Here is a 16,806-nt window from a genome sequence, read left to right on the forward strand (position 1 = left end):
CAGCCGGATGTTAGCATCTTTGCTGTTCCTTGTCTAGAATTCGGAAATGAATTGATTTTCTGCTGTTTTTATTCAAAGAAGGTCTGCTTGCTTAACGCCTATAGGAGCACACCATTTCCTCGAAAACATCAAAGCATCTAGCGGCGGTGTTTATGTGGTAGAGTTCATTCAGCTCTGCTATACAGGCTATGGAAGTGACATTGATTTCGGTTATCCTCCCTGCAACAAGATCTATTCCTGCAAGTATGATTCCCGATTTTTTTAGGTCTGAGGCAATCTTGTAGCACCTTTCTTCTTCTATTGGGGTAAGGGTACATGAGAAGAATTCACCTCCCTGGTGCAAATTTGTGATGAAATTGTTTTTGTTATGTCGCTTTAGACAGCCCAGCAACCCTCCATTGAGTACTACAACCCGTTTATCACCGTGCTCAATTACAGATTTGTCGTATTTTTGTATCACCACCGGAGTTCTAGTTTTTTCAATTAAGCTCTGAACACGAGCAAGATGACTCTCGTTTGTATCCGATATTTTTGTCACATCGATTCCAGCAAATGCATAGAGCGGCTTCACTACCACCTCTCCATGTTGTTCAATGAAAAGTTTGATATTCCACATATCGCGTGATATGAGAGTCGGAAATGTGTCCTCATAGTAATCCACAAATTTTTCAGGAAAATTGCGCACCGCTACTGGATCGTTTATGACTAGAGTACCACTTCTTTCCAACATATATGTTGCGGTTATATAGCCCATATCGAACGGAGGGTCGTTTCTCATCAAGAGCAGATCTAGTGTATCTAAATTGACTTCTATTTCTTCCTTAGATAGCGTGATCGTACCTTTATGACAGTCCTCCACATATTTCCCACGAGCGAAGACACGACCACTGCAAATGCATAGAGTTTTGACAGGGTAAATAAAGACACTGCACTCTCTTTCCAGAGCTTCCTCGACTAGATAGACAGTGCTTTTTCCAGGTGCATCAAGCTCAAGTATCTGTACTCCTGTTTTCATGGTAATGTGCGAGTATTTTCTGCAGTCTATCTCAATTTATGAATCAAACAAAGAGCTTCTGTATCTCCATTGCGAATGCGTATGTCCATAGGAAGAGTGTAGACATATGAACTTTCTAACTTGACAGATTTCGAGTATAGGGCTTGTGTTCAACCTTCTGATTTATTCCTATGTTTTAAGTACACGGTTTTCATACATATTCAGCGTAAGTAGAGTCAACTATACAGAAACATTACATATCGAATCATACGTGCAGGTATGAGTATTCCAGCAGGGAATTAAGTGTGTCTACGATATCAATTGGTGTCATGTTTTGTTGCTACTGGTGGATTCTTTCAGATGATCTTTGGTATGTATTCTGTTGAATACAATGATATGTAGTAGTTGTGTGCTATTTCCTAATTGTAGGAAAAATGTGTTTGAGCGGTCTTTGGGCTGCTGCGATGGATATTGAGAGCAACGGAGGTGATCAAGCTTTCTACTTGGCTGGAGCGATGCTTTTCATACAGTCATTTCTGATATTCAGACCGTTCTGTCATTCTATGCTCATTTTCGCAAACAAGTAACCTGCTAAGTGAGGGTAGATGGGTTCTTGACCTTGATAATCGGAGTGGGAAAAGAATCACTTCACGCTAAAGTACTTGGACCTGCTTACGATCCTCTTCTTTGTTCCCTCTGTGCATAAAGTGTGTCTTGAGAGTATTCCGAATGTTAGTTTGCATGGATGAACGATATGTTATACTCTTGGGATGCATGTCTTAGTGGATCCAAGTTGAGCGTTGTAAAGAAGCTGGCTATTTCGGGATGGCCCGTTTGGCCTATAATAGAGGGTGGCAAAGGTGTCGCTGTAAGTGATGGGGTTTCATCTGGTGCTTTTGCTGCTGCAGGTTGTGTAGGTACCTTTTCTGCCGTTAATGCAAAGCTTATAGATGATAATGGAGAAATTGTCCCGCTTGAGTATCATAGCAAGACCCGAAGAGGGCGCCATGACGAGCTGATGGAATACAGCATCAAGAGTGCAATAAGTCAGGCCAGGGTAGCCCATGAGCGTTCAAAAGGGGAAGGAAGGATCCATATGAATGTGTTATGGGAAATGGGCGGAGTTGAAAGGGTGCTGGACGGCGTTCTGTCGAAGGTTAGCGGATTAATTCACGGGATCACTTGTGGTGCGGGTATGCCTTATAAGCTCGCCGAAATAGCATCACGCTATAGATTATATTACTATCCAATCATTTCTTCTGTTAAGGCTTTTAGAATTCTGTGGAAGCGTTCGTATAGAAAGTTTAGTGAGTTTCTTGGTGGTGTTGTTTACGAAGATCCGTGGCTTGCTGGTGGGCACAACGGACTTAGTAATTCTGATAGACCAGATGATATGCAAGATCCTTATCCAAGAGTCATCGAACTGCGTTCTTTTATGAATGAGAATGGGTTGAATCAGGTCCCCATAATTATGGCAGGAGGTGTATGGTCACTCTCAGAATGGAAGCATTTCATAGATAATGATGAGGTGGGTGTAGTTGCGTTTCAGTTTGGTACACGTCCTCTTGTGACAAAGGAAAGCCCCATTCCCGCTGCATGGAAACAAAAATTATTGCAGGCCAAAAAAGGTGATGTCCTGTTACATAAGTTTAGTCCCACTGGATTTTATTCATCTGCTCTAAAAAATGAATTCATACAGGTTCTTATAGATCGTTCTAAAAGGCAGATTCCCTACTCTGAATCCATGGAAGGGGAGTTTGTGCTATCCCTCGAATATGGTCTGCGTAAACGGCGGGTCTTCATAAAAAATTCCGATGAGTCTTTAGTGCAAGGGTGGCTCTCGTCTGGATGCACAGAGATTGTTAAGACTCCTGATCATTCCGTTGTGTTTCTTACACCGGATGAGTTTGCGTCAGTCCGTGCAGATCAGATGAATTGTATGGGCTGCCTTAGCCATTGTAAGTTCAGCAATTGGAAAGACCATGATGATTATACAACGGGTAAATTGCCAGATCCTAGAAGCTTTTGTATACAGAAAACACTTCAGAATATAGTGTACGGAGCCGATCCTAATACAGAGTTAGCTTTTGCTGGACATAATGCGTATAGGTTTGCCATAGATCCTTTGTATAGGAATGGTTACATGCCAAGTGTAAAAGAGCTGGTCGAGAAGATCCTTGCTGGTGAGTGAAGGTGGTTTATAGTGGTGGCTCTGCTTTATCCGTATGGAGAATGTTTTTACTACTTTCTTATCAATACAGTGTGTTTTTGGGTCAATGTATCACGTAGCTTTACGTGGAGGGTACGCATTGATGGATCTACTCGATTCAGTGAACCTGCCCATGTGAGTGACTTACTTGTGAATCACTGTTGAGAGTGTCTTTCTTTGCTCGCAGAAGCGCTTGTCTCGCGGAAAAGGCGCGCAGAAATTGGTTTCCCTTTGTGTAGCGCTTCCCTGTTCAAAAGAGCGACAAACTCTACTACTGCTTCTAGGGATCTATCAACCCGCTGAAGTACAAGGTTCACTACATTTTCAGACACTCTGGTTTGATAGAGGTAAAACTGTTTTCTTGTCACTACCCGAAGCAGTTCATCATCTGGAGGAGGGATGGAATACGTAATGCTTGATCTCAGTCTCGAACTTAAGTCAGGTAGAACATCCGAAAAGTCTAGACTCCTTGTCGTCATAAGGAGAATTTTTCCATTCTCTACAGCGCTATTATAAATGTGAAGCAATGCTTCGATTTCCTCTTGGGTGGTTAGTTTGTCTATATCATCTATGAAACAGTGATTGTGAATCGCAAGGTGTGCTTGGTCTGGGAGATTAGACAAAATATCAGCGCTATGCTTCGATGCCCATACTCTGCCAATATGCGTCTTACCGGACTTCGAATGACCTTTGAGTACGATTGGTTTCTTGTTAGATGGTGTTTCGACTAACGATTTGTAAATGTACAGATTACTCTCTGAGACAAAATAATCTGCAGCAGAATAAGTGTTCTCCCTAACTTGGTTATCAATTAGGATTAGTTGCTTCATTCTTGTAATAGGAGCTATCTCTGTAGTAAGAAATACCTAATCGTATAAATCCTGCAACGATCGCTGCGACAGGAACGGCCAGTAATATTCCTGCCAATCCAAACAGCATGCCCCCGATCGTCATAGAAAAGATTACCCATAGTGGATGTAGGTTCACACTCTTACTTAGAAGTCTTGGCGATAGGAACATGCCCTCCATTGCGCCACAAATGATGAAGATCAGTGTGATTGGTAATACATCCAGAATACTTGAAGCACGAGATAATGCGACCAGGTGGCTCGTTATAAGGCCTGTTATGTTTCCAAAATATGGGATAATCGTCAGCACTCCGGTAGAGACACCAATCAGGAAATAATATGGCATACCTGCAAAAAAGAGTAGCACTGTATATAACACTCCCAAAATAAATGAAATTTTCATTTGTCCGAGCACATATCCGGAAATGCTTGCGTCCATCAATGTGATTTGGTCGTTGAAGGTAGTTCTGTATCTTAGAGGTACGATTTCTTTTATTGCGTTCGTCATTTTTGGCCAGTCCTGAAGAAGATAGAAAAGTATTACAGGAGTGAAAATTAGTAAGACTACAACATTTGCTAAAACAAGCGTTGAATTCCATAAGTGTTGCGTAATTTTAGTCGAGAGTTGCGGTACAAGAGATAAGATATACTCGAATAATGAAGACATTCCTCTTTCTTCGAGAAAACTATGCAGGCCTGGAGAAGAAATTTTGATGGAGTTTTCTATATATGCAATTAGTTGTGGTGCTCCTTTAAGAAAGAGAATTAATTGATGATAAAGCAGAGGTATGGCTAGCGCGAAAACAAGGACGACAAGTATGCTAAGAAAAGCAACAACAAGCAGGGATGCAATACCTCTAGATCCAATAAGAGCTGCAAGCCTTGTCGTAGAGCGATTCAAGAAATACGCAAGAATAAATGAGAATGCGAAGGAAAAAAGCATTGGGATACAACAAGAAAACCTAGGCAAGTTTATACATCAACCTCTTAAGATGTAAATCATCCATTCCTTTGTGTCCACCATTTTCTCCAGTGGATGTGAGATTCAAGTTCCGGTATTTAGCTTTGGTGTAGGCGAAAGCATCAGTAGTGCCGGAGTTAGAATGAGTGTCAAAAGCGTTGTGAACGACAACCCTCCGGCAACAGTGGTTGCCAAACTTTGCCACCACTGTGTCGCTGGAGCTCCGTATGATATCGTAAAGTTTACTAGGTCTATGGTTATGCAAAAAACCATGGGTAAAAGTCCCAGTATGGTTGTCCCTGAAGTGAGAAGTATTGGCCTGAATCTGGATATTGCAGCTCTTATGATTGCGCGCTTTTTATCAGCGGATTCACTAATGTAATCGTTATAAGCATCAATGAGTAATATATTGTTATTCACTACTATTCCAGCTAATGAGATTATTCCTATACCGCTCATCACAACAATGAATGGTTGATGTGTTATAAGTAATCCGAATGTCACACCTCCTGTTGATAGTGCAACGGCAGTTAAAATGATCAGAACCTGAAAGAAACTATTAAACTGCAGAAGTAAGATCAGTACCATACAAAGTGTAGATACAAAAAATGCAACTACCAGAAACCGTGTTGTCTCACTTTGATCTTGTTGTTCTCCCTTAAAACTGATCTTTAACTTAGATAGTTCTTTGTGCTTCTCAATTTCTTTTCTAAGCGATTTGACTATATTGTGTGAGAGGAATCCCGGTTGTACATCTGAATACACGTTTATAGTTGGTTCAGAGTTAAACCGTTTTACTGTGGTGGTCTTTGCTACCGGTTCTATCTTCATCAAGGATGACAGTCGAATCATCCCTTTTTGAGATGGAATCATCATCCCTAGAATTGAAGAAAGACTTTTTCTTTCTTCTGGAAGTGTAAGTACGATGTCTAATTTTTCTTCATGGTCATCCCCTCTGTATTCACCGATCGTTATGCCACTGGTTGCAAGAGCTATATATTGTCCAACCGTTGCCACATCGACTCCATAGAGTGCAGCCTTGTTTCTGTCTATAAGTCCCTCCCAGGTCAGCTTCTGTGCTGACGTATCGTCACTGATACTCTTTGTACCATTGATTTTGCTGAGCATTTCTTCAATTGATGCTGCAGCCCGCGCAACTTCTCCATATGACGTACCGCTTATGACGATCTTGATAGGTTTTTCTTGTATTGGTCCATCTTTTTGTGTGAAAAGCTCAAACTGGATGCCCTTAATAGACTTCATTCTTCTCTCTATGTCGTCATTAATTGCAGGAATTTTTCTACGTTTTTTCCAATGTGCAAACTCAACTTGAATGCTTCCTATAACATCATTGCCTAGTGTCCCGATCTTCGTATAGCAGGTTCTAATTTCCGGTGTCTCACAGATTGTTTTTTCTGCTGTTTCGACTATTGTCCTTTTTTGTGCGAGAGTGAGATTTTCAACTGCCTTAATTAAGATGGTAGAGCTTTTGGGTTCTACGTTTGGCAAAAACTGCACTCCTTTACCGAAAACATAATAGCCTCCGGTGCTTAGTATAAGGAATATAAATATTCCTGCAATTACGGCTTTTGGGTGGTCGAGGAGCTTTTCTAGTATTCGACAATATTTTCCGGAAATTTTTCCCATTGCTGAAGGGTCCGCTTGATCTATTGCAAAGATCTTAGAAATTTCCACTGGGTCAGATGTCGATGGTGTTCCAATCATACTTCCGATGACCGGAGTAAAAACAACTGACATCAACACCGATGCGGAAAGGGTGAAAATAAGTGTGATTGGGAGGAATTTCATAAATTCACCCGCAAGTCCAGGCCAGAATAGTAAAGGAACCAAAACAATCAACGTAGTTGCGGTTGAAGATAGAACGGGCCAAAACATCTTCTTTGCTGACAAAGTGTAAGCTTCTCTTGCGGAAGAGCCCATAAGCATTCTTCTATCTGCATACTCATTTACTATGATTGCTGCATCTACAATCATTCCAACCGACATGATCAAACTGAATAGAACTACGATATTCATCGTAAATCCACCTACATATAGAAGTAGGATTGCTATAAATATCGAACCAGGTACCGTGCAGGCTGTCATAAGTGCCATCTTCCATCCTATGTAGATCACCATGATGGCAACAACCATTATAATGGTTAGCACAATACTATTCTTGAGGTCTGTGAGGACTTCTTTAACCTCCGTTGAGGTGTCAAATTCTGTCGATAAGGAGAATCCCTCAGGGAGAGTTGCCTGCATTCTGGAGACCTCCTCTCGTACTTGCCTGACTGTTTCCAAAAGGTTCTTTCCACTTGCCTTTGATACTTCAATCACCACGGTGTCCACTCCACCTATTCTTGAGGTAGCTTTTTCCTTTTCAAAAACAGCATTTACATCTGCGATATCCTTCAGAGTTAGTATGTTTCCGTTGTTTAGTGATATAGGAAGTTCCTTGAGTTTATTGAGGTGAGTTACAAGTCCATTTGTAGAAACAGGATACCCACTACCAGGTAAGCTGCCTGAAAGAATGAGTATATTATTCCGATGTAATGTGTTTACGATATTATGCAGGCCAATGTTGTACCTGGAAAACATCTTTGGGTCGATTGCAATTTCTACAACCTTTTTTCGTTTTCCAATTATGTTTGTCGAAAGAACATTTGGTAGGGCGTTTAGTTTGGTGCGTAGTTGGGTCGCAACCCTTTGTGCTTCTTCCACTCCTAAATCGCTTGAGACTGTAACCACAACTGCGGGAATAAGGGCTGTAGTAACCTGTTCGACAGTGGGTCTCAATGTGTCTTTTGGAAGTTTACTGACAACTTGGTCCAATTTATCTCTGATACTGGCTAAGGCTTTTGCACTATCAAATCCAACTTCAAACTCCATCAGTATGGATGAAGCATTCTCAAGGGACTGTGAAGTAATGCTCTTCAGATGCTCGACAGACTGTAGAGCATCTTCGAGTTCCTTCGATAAAAATCTTGTGCTATCCTCAGCCGATACTCCTGTTAGGACCGTGTTTACAAGTATATATGGTATTTCCATATTCGGAGTTTGTTCCTTCGAGATGACAAAACACGAGTAAACGCCAGAAGCAATCAGAATGAACCAAAGAACCAAAATAGCTCTGTTGCGCTCCAAAAGAAAATCAAGCATCACGTCATATTAAAACAAGGGTTATATACCCCTAAAACAGCATCACAAGTCCATTCTCGAAAAGAAACCACCTAATAACACTAGTCCTATCTGTTATGAAGATACCATAAGTAGTTTGACATGCGCCAGCTAAAAGTACATCCGAAACAAAATCGTAGAGCAAGAATATATCTACGGAATAGAAGGCTCTCACATACATCTTTCTATGTACAAACAAAACTGCACTCAAATGCCGCGTAAGTCACGCGTCTTGGGAAGTCCCAATGCACTCTATCGGGTAATCACCAGTAAAACAGGCGTCACAAAAACCTACACGTTTCTTGCTCCCAGATACAGCTCTGTATAATCCCTCAAGTGTAAGAAAATACAAACTCGTTGCACCTAAATACTCCCTCATGACTTCTAAAGACATGTTTGCCGAGATTAGATCCCTTTTATTAGGTGTGTCAACTCCGTAATAGCACGGATTAAGAATACGTGGGCTTGATATTCTTACATGTATTTCACTTGTCCCAACTTCCCACAACATCGCGATTAACTGCTTGAGTGTAGTTCCCCTTACTATGCTATCATCTACAAGAACTATCTTCTTCCCCTTGAGCAAGAACCTATTTGCATTGTGTTTCAATTTGACCTTTATGTTTCTTCGCTCTGGTGTGGGTTCTATAAAACTTCTACTTGAATAATGATTCCTTGTGATTGCAAGCTCGAGTGGTAAGCCCGACTCTTCTGAGTAACCGAGCGCTGCTACCATACCAGAATCAAGCACTGGTACTACCATATTGGCTTGGATCCCACTCTCGCGAGCAAGTTCTTTACCTATTTCTTTTCTTGAAGCGTACACGCTACGTCCTTCTAAAACACTATCCGGTCTGGAGAAATATACATGCTCAAAAATACAAAACTTCTGTTCCATTTTCTTAAACGGGAACAGAGATAAAAGCTTTCCGCCTTTTATTTGCAGTAGTTCACCGGGCGCTATATCCCTGACGAAAGTTGCCCTGAGCATGTCCAATGCACATGTCTCAGATGCTACAACCATTCCATCAACAAGTTTGCCAAGACTAAGCGGTCTTATTCCGTAGGGATCTCTCACAGCAAAGACCTCCTCACCAACAAATAATAGCAATGAATAAGCTCCTTCAACTTGTTGTAGCGCGTCCACAATTTTTTCTGTCGGAGTTTTTCCAGGAGACCGTGCTATTAAATGTGCTATAACCTCGGTATCAACTTCAGATTCGAAAATGCAACCCTCGTCCTCAAGCTTAGACCTTATCTCAGCAGCGTTAGTAAGATTACCGTTATGTGCCACTACTATTTCGCAGGAGGGACATTTCAAGTATATCGGTTGGGCAAAGTCTGAGTTCCCGCTTGTTGAATACCTAACATGTCCAATAACTGTATCAGCAGAAGGGATGGATAGATCACTTGTGCCGACCGCCATAACCCTACCAAAGCGGTGGACGACACCTATACAACCATTACGCAAAAATGCAATACCGAAGGCTTCGTGTCCTCTATGCTGCAGTCCATGGAGCCCAAAAAGAGAAAGCTCGACAGCATTGGGCGCACCAACAACAGCTATAACACCACACTTCTCCGTGAGCTGTCCAGACTCACATTCTGACACCATGACCTACTCTCTCTCAAAGTGCAGGAGAAACCTACGCCTAGGCAGAGGTTTGAAGACATCTGACATACACTTTCTCCACAACTTGATCCGCACTAGAACCCTGAGTGTCTACTTGTACCCTGACACCCCCATCTTGCTCGGTAGTGAGGAAGCACGTAATATTTTCATACCCTTCAACTGTTCCACTGGATTCATCTGGCCCAACAGTTTGAGTTAAATCAGTAGGTGGAGTTGCATCAACAGTTTGTGTGGAAATGCTAGTCAAAGTCGGTCCAGCAACACCCATGAGCAAATCACTCATGTGGAGCCCCTCAATAACTGGCATAGCACACTCACAACTCGTAACATCAAAGATGTCTACTACACCAGTATCATCAACTTGAAAAAAAAATATTCCTTGTGTCATTTCTCGGCCCTCTCAACATATGTTCCATCTTCCGTTTTAACAACGATTTGATCCCCGACCTTGATAAACGGTGGCACCATCACCTTCAACAACCCACCATTCAATGTGGCAGGCTTATAGGATGACGTAACAGTTTGGCCTTTCATATAAGGTTCGGTTTCCTCAACCGTGTATGTCAAATTGTCCTGTACTTTTACTCCAACAGTTTTGTCACCATGCTTTAGGAGTTTTACAACAACCTCTTCCTTTAGGTACTTCTCTATATCTACGAAAAGATCAGCACTAACGGAAACCTGCTCATAAGTCGCAAGGTTCATCAGAACAATAGCATTCCCCTCCCTAAAAAGGTAGTGGTATTCCTCTTCTTCCAAGAAAGCTTTGAAAACAACCTCGTCAGATCTAAACCTATGATTGACTTTACTTGCTCCGTCGATACTTTTCATCTCGACATTAACAAAGGCTCCACCCTTACCGGGCTTCACGTGTTCTCTTTTCAAAACCTGGTACAGAGAATTTCTGTACTCGAGAACATTGCCAACCCTGATATCGTTTCCAAGGATTTTTTGCGACACGGCGAACAGGTACGAGAAAACAGCTGAGAATTATAACTTACATTAGATGCACTTACAATTGCTTAGGGCACAACACGGGCATCGCAAAAGGTATAGTACGGCTCTGATTAGTGTGTACTGGTGAGAACATCTCCCAATTTTGTGAGCTAGCTACTTTCCTCTTGAGTCAACTTTTTCTTTGCCATTTTAAGAACCTTTTCTTTTGGTATATCTGCTTTTTGAATATCACTGACCACATTGTTCACAAAAACGACTTTTATTACATTTGCAGAGTAATTTTTCCTGACCCCAACGGAATCAGAGCGTGTAGTTATTCTTACGTAGTACCAGGTTTCACCATCTATTAGCGTAGGATCACCCGACATTATTCTAACCACTTCTTTGCGTTCTCCAAGTTTAATTGGGTTCTCAACTAGGTAGCCGTGTACAATCGTTTTTTGTGCACAAGCCGAAAGAAACAATAAAAGACACACACACGCAGCGAACTTTTTTCTAGAGAGGTTAAGCATAGTTTGTTAATTCAAAAACTCAAAGCAAGGAAACGGACATGAGATTTTTTTGGAAAATACACTGACAATGAGACACCGCAACGAGCCGCACCAAATATCATGTTTACTTGATATGAGTGAAGATTAAAAGATGCTTTCTACGTGTAGTGGGTTTTGGTTACTTGGAAATTTACGTTTATCATAGGAACGTTTTTAAGCTAGACATGTACAATCTATCCAGGCGATTGTAGAATCCCTATAGAAGGTTAGTTTCCTGGGTTTATCATGCGTATTTTCAATATCGCTACGGTTTTGATAATCATAGCAGTCTTTCTATGGGTAGGTCACATCCCTCTGAACATCCGTTCAGCTATGTATGCGGTCAGTTTGACGATTCAGGATATAATTTTGGTAATCTTGCCTTTTGTTATCTTCAGCGCTCTACTTGACCTGATAGTAAGAATGAGAGCAAAGGCCTCGGGTTTGCTTGTTTCTTTTATTTTTTTCGTTACAGCCTCGAATGTAGTGGCGATCTGTCTTGCCTATTTGGTTGGGCGTATCTTTTTACCGGATGTTCAAAACATTGTTGATGAATCCGTCACTGTTCTTGTACCCATGTGGAGATTATACCTTCCTCAATTAATACGCACAGAGTATGCAATGCCATTGAGTATTGTGATAGGAACTGTGCTGCTTATGGTATTCGGTGATAGGGTGAACTTCTTGAACGATAAATTGTGCAGTGCCTGTAACTTTTTACTAAACAAGATCATTATGCCCGTAATACCGATCTTTATTGGCGGTCTAGCGGTCAAAATTGCAAGTGATAAGATGCTACAACCAGTAATAGATCACTATTCAGTAATGTTACTTGTCATACTGCTTAGCTCTATTTCATATTCTTTGTTTTGGTATTTGATTTTAACAGGGAAAAAAGTAGGTTCTGCTATCTTGAATGTTGCACCTGCACTGATTACAGCATTTACGACCATGTCAAGTGCTGTAACTTTGCCAGCTTTGTTGATTGCAACAAAGAAAAATACTGATGATTCGCATGTAGCAAGTGCTATCTTACCTCCAGCGGTGAACTTCCACGTTATGGGTGATACGTTTAATATTACGATCACTTTAATGGCTATTCTCTTTACTTTTACAGGTAAGATGCTGGGCGTATATGATCTATGCATGTACATCTTTTTCTTCATAGTTTACCGCTTTGCTACCGTGGGTATTCCAGGCGGGGGGATAATAATTTTGTTACCTTTCTTTAGTTCACGTCTTGGCTTCACACCAGAAATGTTGACCCTCATTACCACTTTGTATGTCATTTTTGATCCCTTTCAGACGGTGCTTAACATTTTCGGTAATGGTGCTTTCGCTATTTTTTTCAGTAAGCTATATAAAGGTGAAAAAACGGCCACGGTTGACAAATGAAGCCCTATATTACGGGAGTCTTACTTAAGGATTTCCGTAATCATGCTTTTTGGACAGCGTCGTTTGAAAGTAGGCATATCTTGCTTTGTGGGAAAAACGGTGCTGGCAAAACAAGTATACTTGAAGCTATATCAAAATTATCTCCTGGATTGGGACTCAGGTCTGCGAGTAATACCGAGCTGATTCGATCTGGGACTCTTTCCTGGGAGGTAAGTCTGAAATTTGCCGGTGGCGCTGACTTAAGAGAAGTCGGGATGGGCTATTGTGAGGATAAGAGAGTTACCAGAGTAAATGGAAAGCCTGTTCAGTGCTTTAAAAAGGTAATTGATCTTGTCAAGGTGATGTGGCTCACTCCGCAGATGTGTAATGTGTTTACTACTGATAAGTCTGTCAGGAGAAAGTTTTTTGACCGTATGGTTGCACTTTCTGAGCCTCAGCACCTTGAGAATCTTGTGATGTACGAACGTTTTAAGTCAGAACGCCTAAAAATTCTTGGTGCACGTGCGTCCAAGATATGGTTAAACGTTAATGAAAAAAAACTAGCAGAATTATGTATAGCTATTACTGATGCGAGAGTGAGTTTCATCCGACAATTGGTGAGCAATTTTCCTCCTAGAGGTTTTGGTTCCCTAGAAATCAAGTTGCTCTGTCCTGTTGCAAGTTCGATTGATAAGGTAGGTTCGTCTGAGCAGATGGAGTGTATTCAGTCCGCTCTTGAAAGAAGTAGAGCTGCGGATACTGTCACTGGAAAGATGCAATTTGGTGTACACCGAACGGACTTTCTTGCTACAGTACGACAAGGAGAAAATACCGCTAGATGTTATTCTACAGGGGAGCAAAAATTGCTTATCTTGGGGATAATACTTGCTGCTGGTGAACTAATAGACATAATACTTTTAGATGATATTTTTGCTCATCTAGATCCGCAAAATTCTTCAGCCTTCCTTTCGGAGGTAACTAAAAAAAATTGCCAGTTTTTTTTTAGTGATCTCGACAACAGCAAGTTTGTGCAGTTTGCAAATGTAATACAGACTATCCCGGTTTAGTAATTAGATTGGTCTCGGAACCTCTATTGTGATGCTGAATATACAGGTTGGTCCTACTTCTATCATCCTAGTGAATACTGAAGAGAGTAATGAAGTGTGTATGGGTATTTTATTTCGATCAGTAGTGTTTGTTACAAGAGATCTAGCTGTATGAGGGTCTATCTGAAAAAGTTAGCCACTTATCTTTAGTGATTGTCTTCCATTGGTTTGTTGTGATGAGAAGTTCTCGTTTGCGGTTGCTTAGCATTGAACGTTGTTCTACTAATATTTACAAATCGCATTTCACCGTTGTTTCCACTGAGAGAAATGGAATATGTAATACGCGCTGGAGGATCTTGTTTAGCTGAGTGTCTTAAGCAAAAGTGTGCTTACTTACAAAGGGACTTCTTTTGTTTAAAGCTATTCTGACTCAAAAATCTGAGGAAAGCACTGACTATTTGTGCTAAACTTACGCTGGTCGTTCATCCTTAGCTAGATGCGTGTTATTGCGGGTAAGTACAAAGAGAGGAAAATAGGTCTCATAAAAGGTGTCGACATTAGGCCTACCATGGGGAAGGTGCGCGAAGCGCTTTTTAACATCATCTTGCACGCGCGTTTTGTGACAAAATTACCAGAAGAGATTCACTTCCTTGATCTCTTTACAGGTACGGGTTCTGTTAGTATAGAAGCGCTTTCGCGAGGTTTTGCAAGTGTTACAGCGGTTGATATTGATACGCGGTGCATATATGCCAATCTCGAAAAAATGGCTATCCATGATGAAATCACTGTCATTAGTAGGGATGTAGTAAAGCTAGAGGAGTCGGGCAAACAATACGATGTTGTATTCATGGATCCCCCATATAATGAGAAAACACCTCAATATCGTGCATCTAAGATAACTGAGAAGAGCTTTGCAGGGCTTCATGAACGTGGTTGGCTTTGTGATGGAAGTATTGTTATTTTGGAGAAACACAAGAAAGAGATATTCAAATTAAATCACTGTGCCTTTGAGTTGATTGATTCAAGAAGATATGGGATGTCCGAGTTGCTGACATTCATTTATATAGGCCATGATTTGCCGCTAAAAGAGTAGAGACCTGAGTACTCTTTGTCCTCGTAGATTTAGCTTTTGTTCGCGAATAATGAGGTTCAGCAAACGCAGGATCGTGTGGGGATTAGTATGAGAATTGATTACTTGTATTCTTTGTGTTAACCCTTGGTGGTTGTTTGATACGGTCGGAGTGGTTGTGCCCGTCGAAGAGAAGGAGATCACAAGGTTGCTTTTAGATGCGTTTCCCGATGTGGATCCTGAGGTTGATATCCAGCTTGTTGACACTGTTGGTGATAAAGATCATTACTATCTTAAAATCCGCTCTGCGTCTTTTGCTGGAAAATCAGCGGTAGAGCGCCATAGATTAGTAGTTTCAGCTTTAGGAGGAATTCTTAAGGAAAAGCTCCACTCGATTTCTATTGAGACCAAGATTAAGACTTAAAAAATACGCAGTGCGTTCATCATGAAAGATATTTTTACGGAAATAGAGAGAATAATTAGCCAGAATGACGTCGTGCTTTTTATGAAGGGTACGTCTGAGATGCCAATGTGTGGATTTTCGGGTGCTGTTGTTAACATTCTTAAAACTTTAGGTATCACCTTTCATGGGGTGAATATCTTAGAGGATCCTGAGTTGAGGGAAGGAATAAAGAAGTTTGCAGATTGGCCGACCATCCCGCAGTTGTATGTGAAAGGTGAATTCATCGGTGGATGCGACATTGTCAGGGAGATGTACGAGAGCGGAGAACTGAAAACTCTTTTTGAGAATAACTTGGCTGGCTAAATAGCTGTATCTGGCTCAATTGTGAATACCTTCGAGAAAGTGCAAGGTTCTCTCTTTGTTGGGTTATTCTTATCCACTGAGTTTAATGTGCGTGTCTTTTAGACATAGACATTGAAACGGCGTTTAATATCCAAGTCAATATGAAGAGCGTCATGCCTAGCGCATATGCAGATAGACTTTCCTCGGTATTCAGTGTTTGGTCACCTGTCAATATTGTGACAATCTGTACAGTCACCGTGGTAATCGTGTGGAATATGTTGTAATCGATATTTGCCGAAATTCCTGTTAGCATGAGCACCACCATAGTCTCACCCAGTGCCCTTGAGAAACCTAAAAGAACGATTGCGACTATTCCAGGTAGGCAGTTTGGTAAGACTGCTCTCAATATAATTTCGGTCTGTGTGCTGCCAAGTGCTGCGGCACCGTAATATAAGCTCTTCGGTGTTGTACGCAAAAGGTCGTCAGTAAGGGATGTAACAAGAGGAATGATCATAATGCCTATTACTATTCCAGCAGATAAGGCACTTTCAGTCGAAATGTTAAGGTGTAACAGATGTCCGAGTTTTTGCACCAACGCTGGCACGAACGCTAGGGAAAAGTAGCCGTATATTACGGTCGGTATGCCAGCCATTATTTCTATTATCGGCTTAATAACATTCCTGACTTTTTTCGGTATGAAGTAGGTCAATGCTATAGCTGCTCCTATACCTATAGGTGTGCCAACTGTGCTACCAATCAAAGCCACCATTGTTGTTCCAAAAAGCAGTGGTAATATGCCGAAGAGTTTTTCGACTTGCCCGTCTATGATTGTTCCGTTCGGTGCCCACACGGTTCCAAAAAAGAAATCCATTGGGGAAACCACACGGAAGAACGAAACCGTTTGTGTCACGAGAGATAAGATGATCAATGCTGTGACCATCGAAGTCGCAATTAACGCAACCGAAGCACACAGAACAAACGTTCTCTTTGACCAGAGCAAAAGAGCAAAAAAAATACCTAAAAAGAAAATAAAGGTACTATTAAAGGAAAAAGCTAATACTGCAGACACAAGTAGCATCAAGGCTGTATTTAGTCTAACTGCACGACTTGTACTATCCACGAAATCACGACGGCTTCTCCATTCTAAGACTTACACACTTCTTGTTTTTTTTCTAGTAATTTTGATTAGCATGTGTACACGAAAATACCCTACTCATTGCATGGGTGAGTAGGGTATATGAACAGTATAAAGGTATATGA

At 41.2% G+C, this 16,806-nt stretch carries 15 protein-coding genes; 6 read left to right on the forward strand and 9 right to left on the reverse strand.

Features of this window, described 5'->3' with window-relative positions; translation table 11 throughout:
• Nucleotides 1-91: 91 nt before the first annotated feature.
• Nucleotides 92-1,015, reverse strand: coding sequence for an ATP-grasp domain-containing protein (locus GP480_RS00700; protein ID WP_160094950.1), 924 nt, complete (start codon nt 1,013-1,015; stop codon nt 92-94).
• Nucleotides 1,016-1,739: 724 nt separating this feature from the next.
• On the opposite strand from GP480_RS00700, the gene GP480_RS00705 reads away from it, so the two are divergent.
• Nucleotides 1,740-3,185 (forward strand): NAD(P)H-dependent flavin oxidoreductase, encoded by a 1,446-nt coding sequence (locus GP480_RS00705; protein WP_160094952.1) that lies wholly within the window; start codon nt 1,740-1,742, stop codon nt 3,183-3,185.
• Nucleotides 3,186-3,358: 173 nt separating this feature from the next.
• Here GP480_RS00705 and GP480_RS00710 read toward each other — a convergent pair whose 3' ends face one another.
• The 7 genes from GP480_RS00710 to GP480_RS00740 form a co-directional block, all read right to left on the reverse strand.
• Complete coding sequence (locus GP480_RS00710; protein ID WP_160094954.1) at nt 3,359-4,033, reverse strand: P-loop NTPase family protein; 675 nt, start codon at nt 4,031-4,033, stop codon at nt 3,359-3,361.
• Complete coding sequence (locus GP480_RS00715) at nt 4,011-4,994, reverse strand: AI-2E family transporter (RefSeq protein ID WP_160094956.1); 984 nt, start codon at nt 4,992-4,994, stop codon at nt 4,011-4,013. Before GP480_RS00715 ends, GP480_RS00710 begins: the two co-directional genes overlap by 23 nt.
• Nucleotides 4,995-5,096: 102 nt before the next feature.
• Entirely contained in the window at nt 5,097-8,174 is a 3,078-nt protein-coding gene (locus GP480_RS00720) for an efflux RND transporter permease subunit (protein ID WP_160094958.1), read from the reverse strand.
• Between the two features lie 241 nt (nt 8,175-8,415).
• The gene (gene purF / locus GP480_RS00725; protein ID WP_160094960.1) at nt 8,416-9,807 is read right to left on the reverse strand and encodes an amidophosphoribosyltransferase; all 1,392 of its coding nucleotides are present in this window, start codon (nt 9,805-9,807) and stop codon (nt 8,416-8,418) included.
• A gap of 37 nt (nt 9,808-9,844) precedes the next feature.
• Nucleotides 9,845-10,213: a hypothetical protein gene (locus tag GP480_RS00730; protein ID WP_160094962.1), complete on the reverse strand. Its 369-nt coding sequence runs from the start codon at nt 10,211-10,213 to the stop codon at nt 9,845-9,847.
• Nucleotides 10,210-10,785, reverse strand: coding sequence for an elongation factor P (gene efp, locus GP480_RS00735; protein ID WP_160094964.1), 576 nt, complete (start codon nt 10,783-10,785; stop codon nt 10,210-10,212). Before efp ends, GP480_RS00730 begins: the two co-directional genes overlap by 4 nt.
• Before the next feature lie 146 nt (nt 10,786-10,931).
• A complete protein-coding gene (locus GP480_RS00740; RefSeq protein ID WP_160094966.1) occupies nt 10,932-11,294 on the reverse strand; it encodes a hypothetical protein in 363 nt (120 codons plus the stop codon).
• Between the two features lie 264 nt (nt 11,295-11,558).
• Here GP480_RS00740 and GP480_RS00745 point away from each other — a divergent pair, with 264 nt between their 5' ends.
• The 5 genes from GP480_RS00745 (at nt 11,559) to grxD (ending at nt 15,567) form a co-directional block, all read left to right on the forward strand.
• Nucleotides 11,559-12,707 carry a cation:dicarboxylate symporter family transporter gene (locus GP480_RS00745; protein ID WP_160094968.1) on the forward strand — a complete coding sequence of 383 codons (1,149 nt, stop codon included), beginning with the start codon at nt 11,559-11,561 and terminating at the stop codon, nt 12,705-12,707.
• Nucleotides 12,704-13,753 carry a DNA replication/repair protein RecF gene (recF, locus tag GP480_RS00750; RefSeq protein ID WP_160094970.1) on the forward strand — a complete coding sequence of 350 codons (1,050 nt, stop codon included), beginning with the start codon at nt 12,704-12,706 and terminating at the stop codon, nt 13,751-13,753. The genes GP480_RS00745 and recF overlap by 4 nt, the downstream gene beginning before the upstream one ends.
• Before the next feature lie 475 nt (nt 13,754-14,228).
• On the forward strand, nt 14,229-14,825 hold the full coding sequence (rsmD, locus tag GP480_RS00755; RefSeq protein WP_160094972.1) for a 16S rRNA (guanine(966)-N(2))-methyltransferase RsmD: 597 nt from the start codon (nt 14,229-14,231) through the stop codon (nt 14,823-14,825).
• A gap of 154 nt (nt 14,826-14,979) precedes the next feature.
• Complete coding sequence (locus tag GP480_RS00760; RefSeq protein WP_160094974.1) at nt 14,980-15,225, forward strand: BolA/IbaG family iron-sulfur metabolism protein; 246 nt, start codon at nt 14,980-14,982, stop codon at nt 15,223-15,225.
• Nucleotides 15,226-15,246: 21 nt separating this feature from the next.
• On the forward strand, nt 15,247-15,567 hold the full coding sequence (grxD, locus tag GP480_RS00765; RefSeq protein WP_160094976.1) for a Grx4 family monothiol glutaredoxin: 321 nt from the start codon (nt 15,247-15,249) through the stop codon (nt 15,565-15,567).
• A gap of 82 nt (nt 15,568-15,649) precedes the next feature.
• Here grxD and pstC read toward each other — a convergent pair whose 3' ends face one another.
• Entirely contained in the window at nt 15,650-16,624 is a 975-nt protein-coding gene (pstC, locus tag GP480_RS00770; protein ID WP_237111391.1) for a phosphate ABC transporter permease subunit PstC, read from the reverse strand.
• Nucleotides 16,625-16,806 lie beyond the last annotated feature (182 nt).

Source organism: Neorickettsia findlayensis (assembly GCF_009856525.1).
GTDB lineage: Bacteria > Pseudomonadota > Alphaproteobacteria > Rickettsiales > Anaplasmataceae > Neorickettsia > Neorickettsia findlayensis.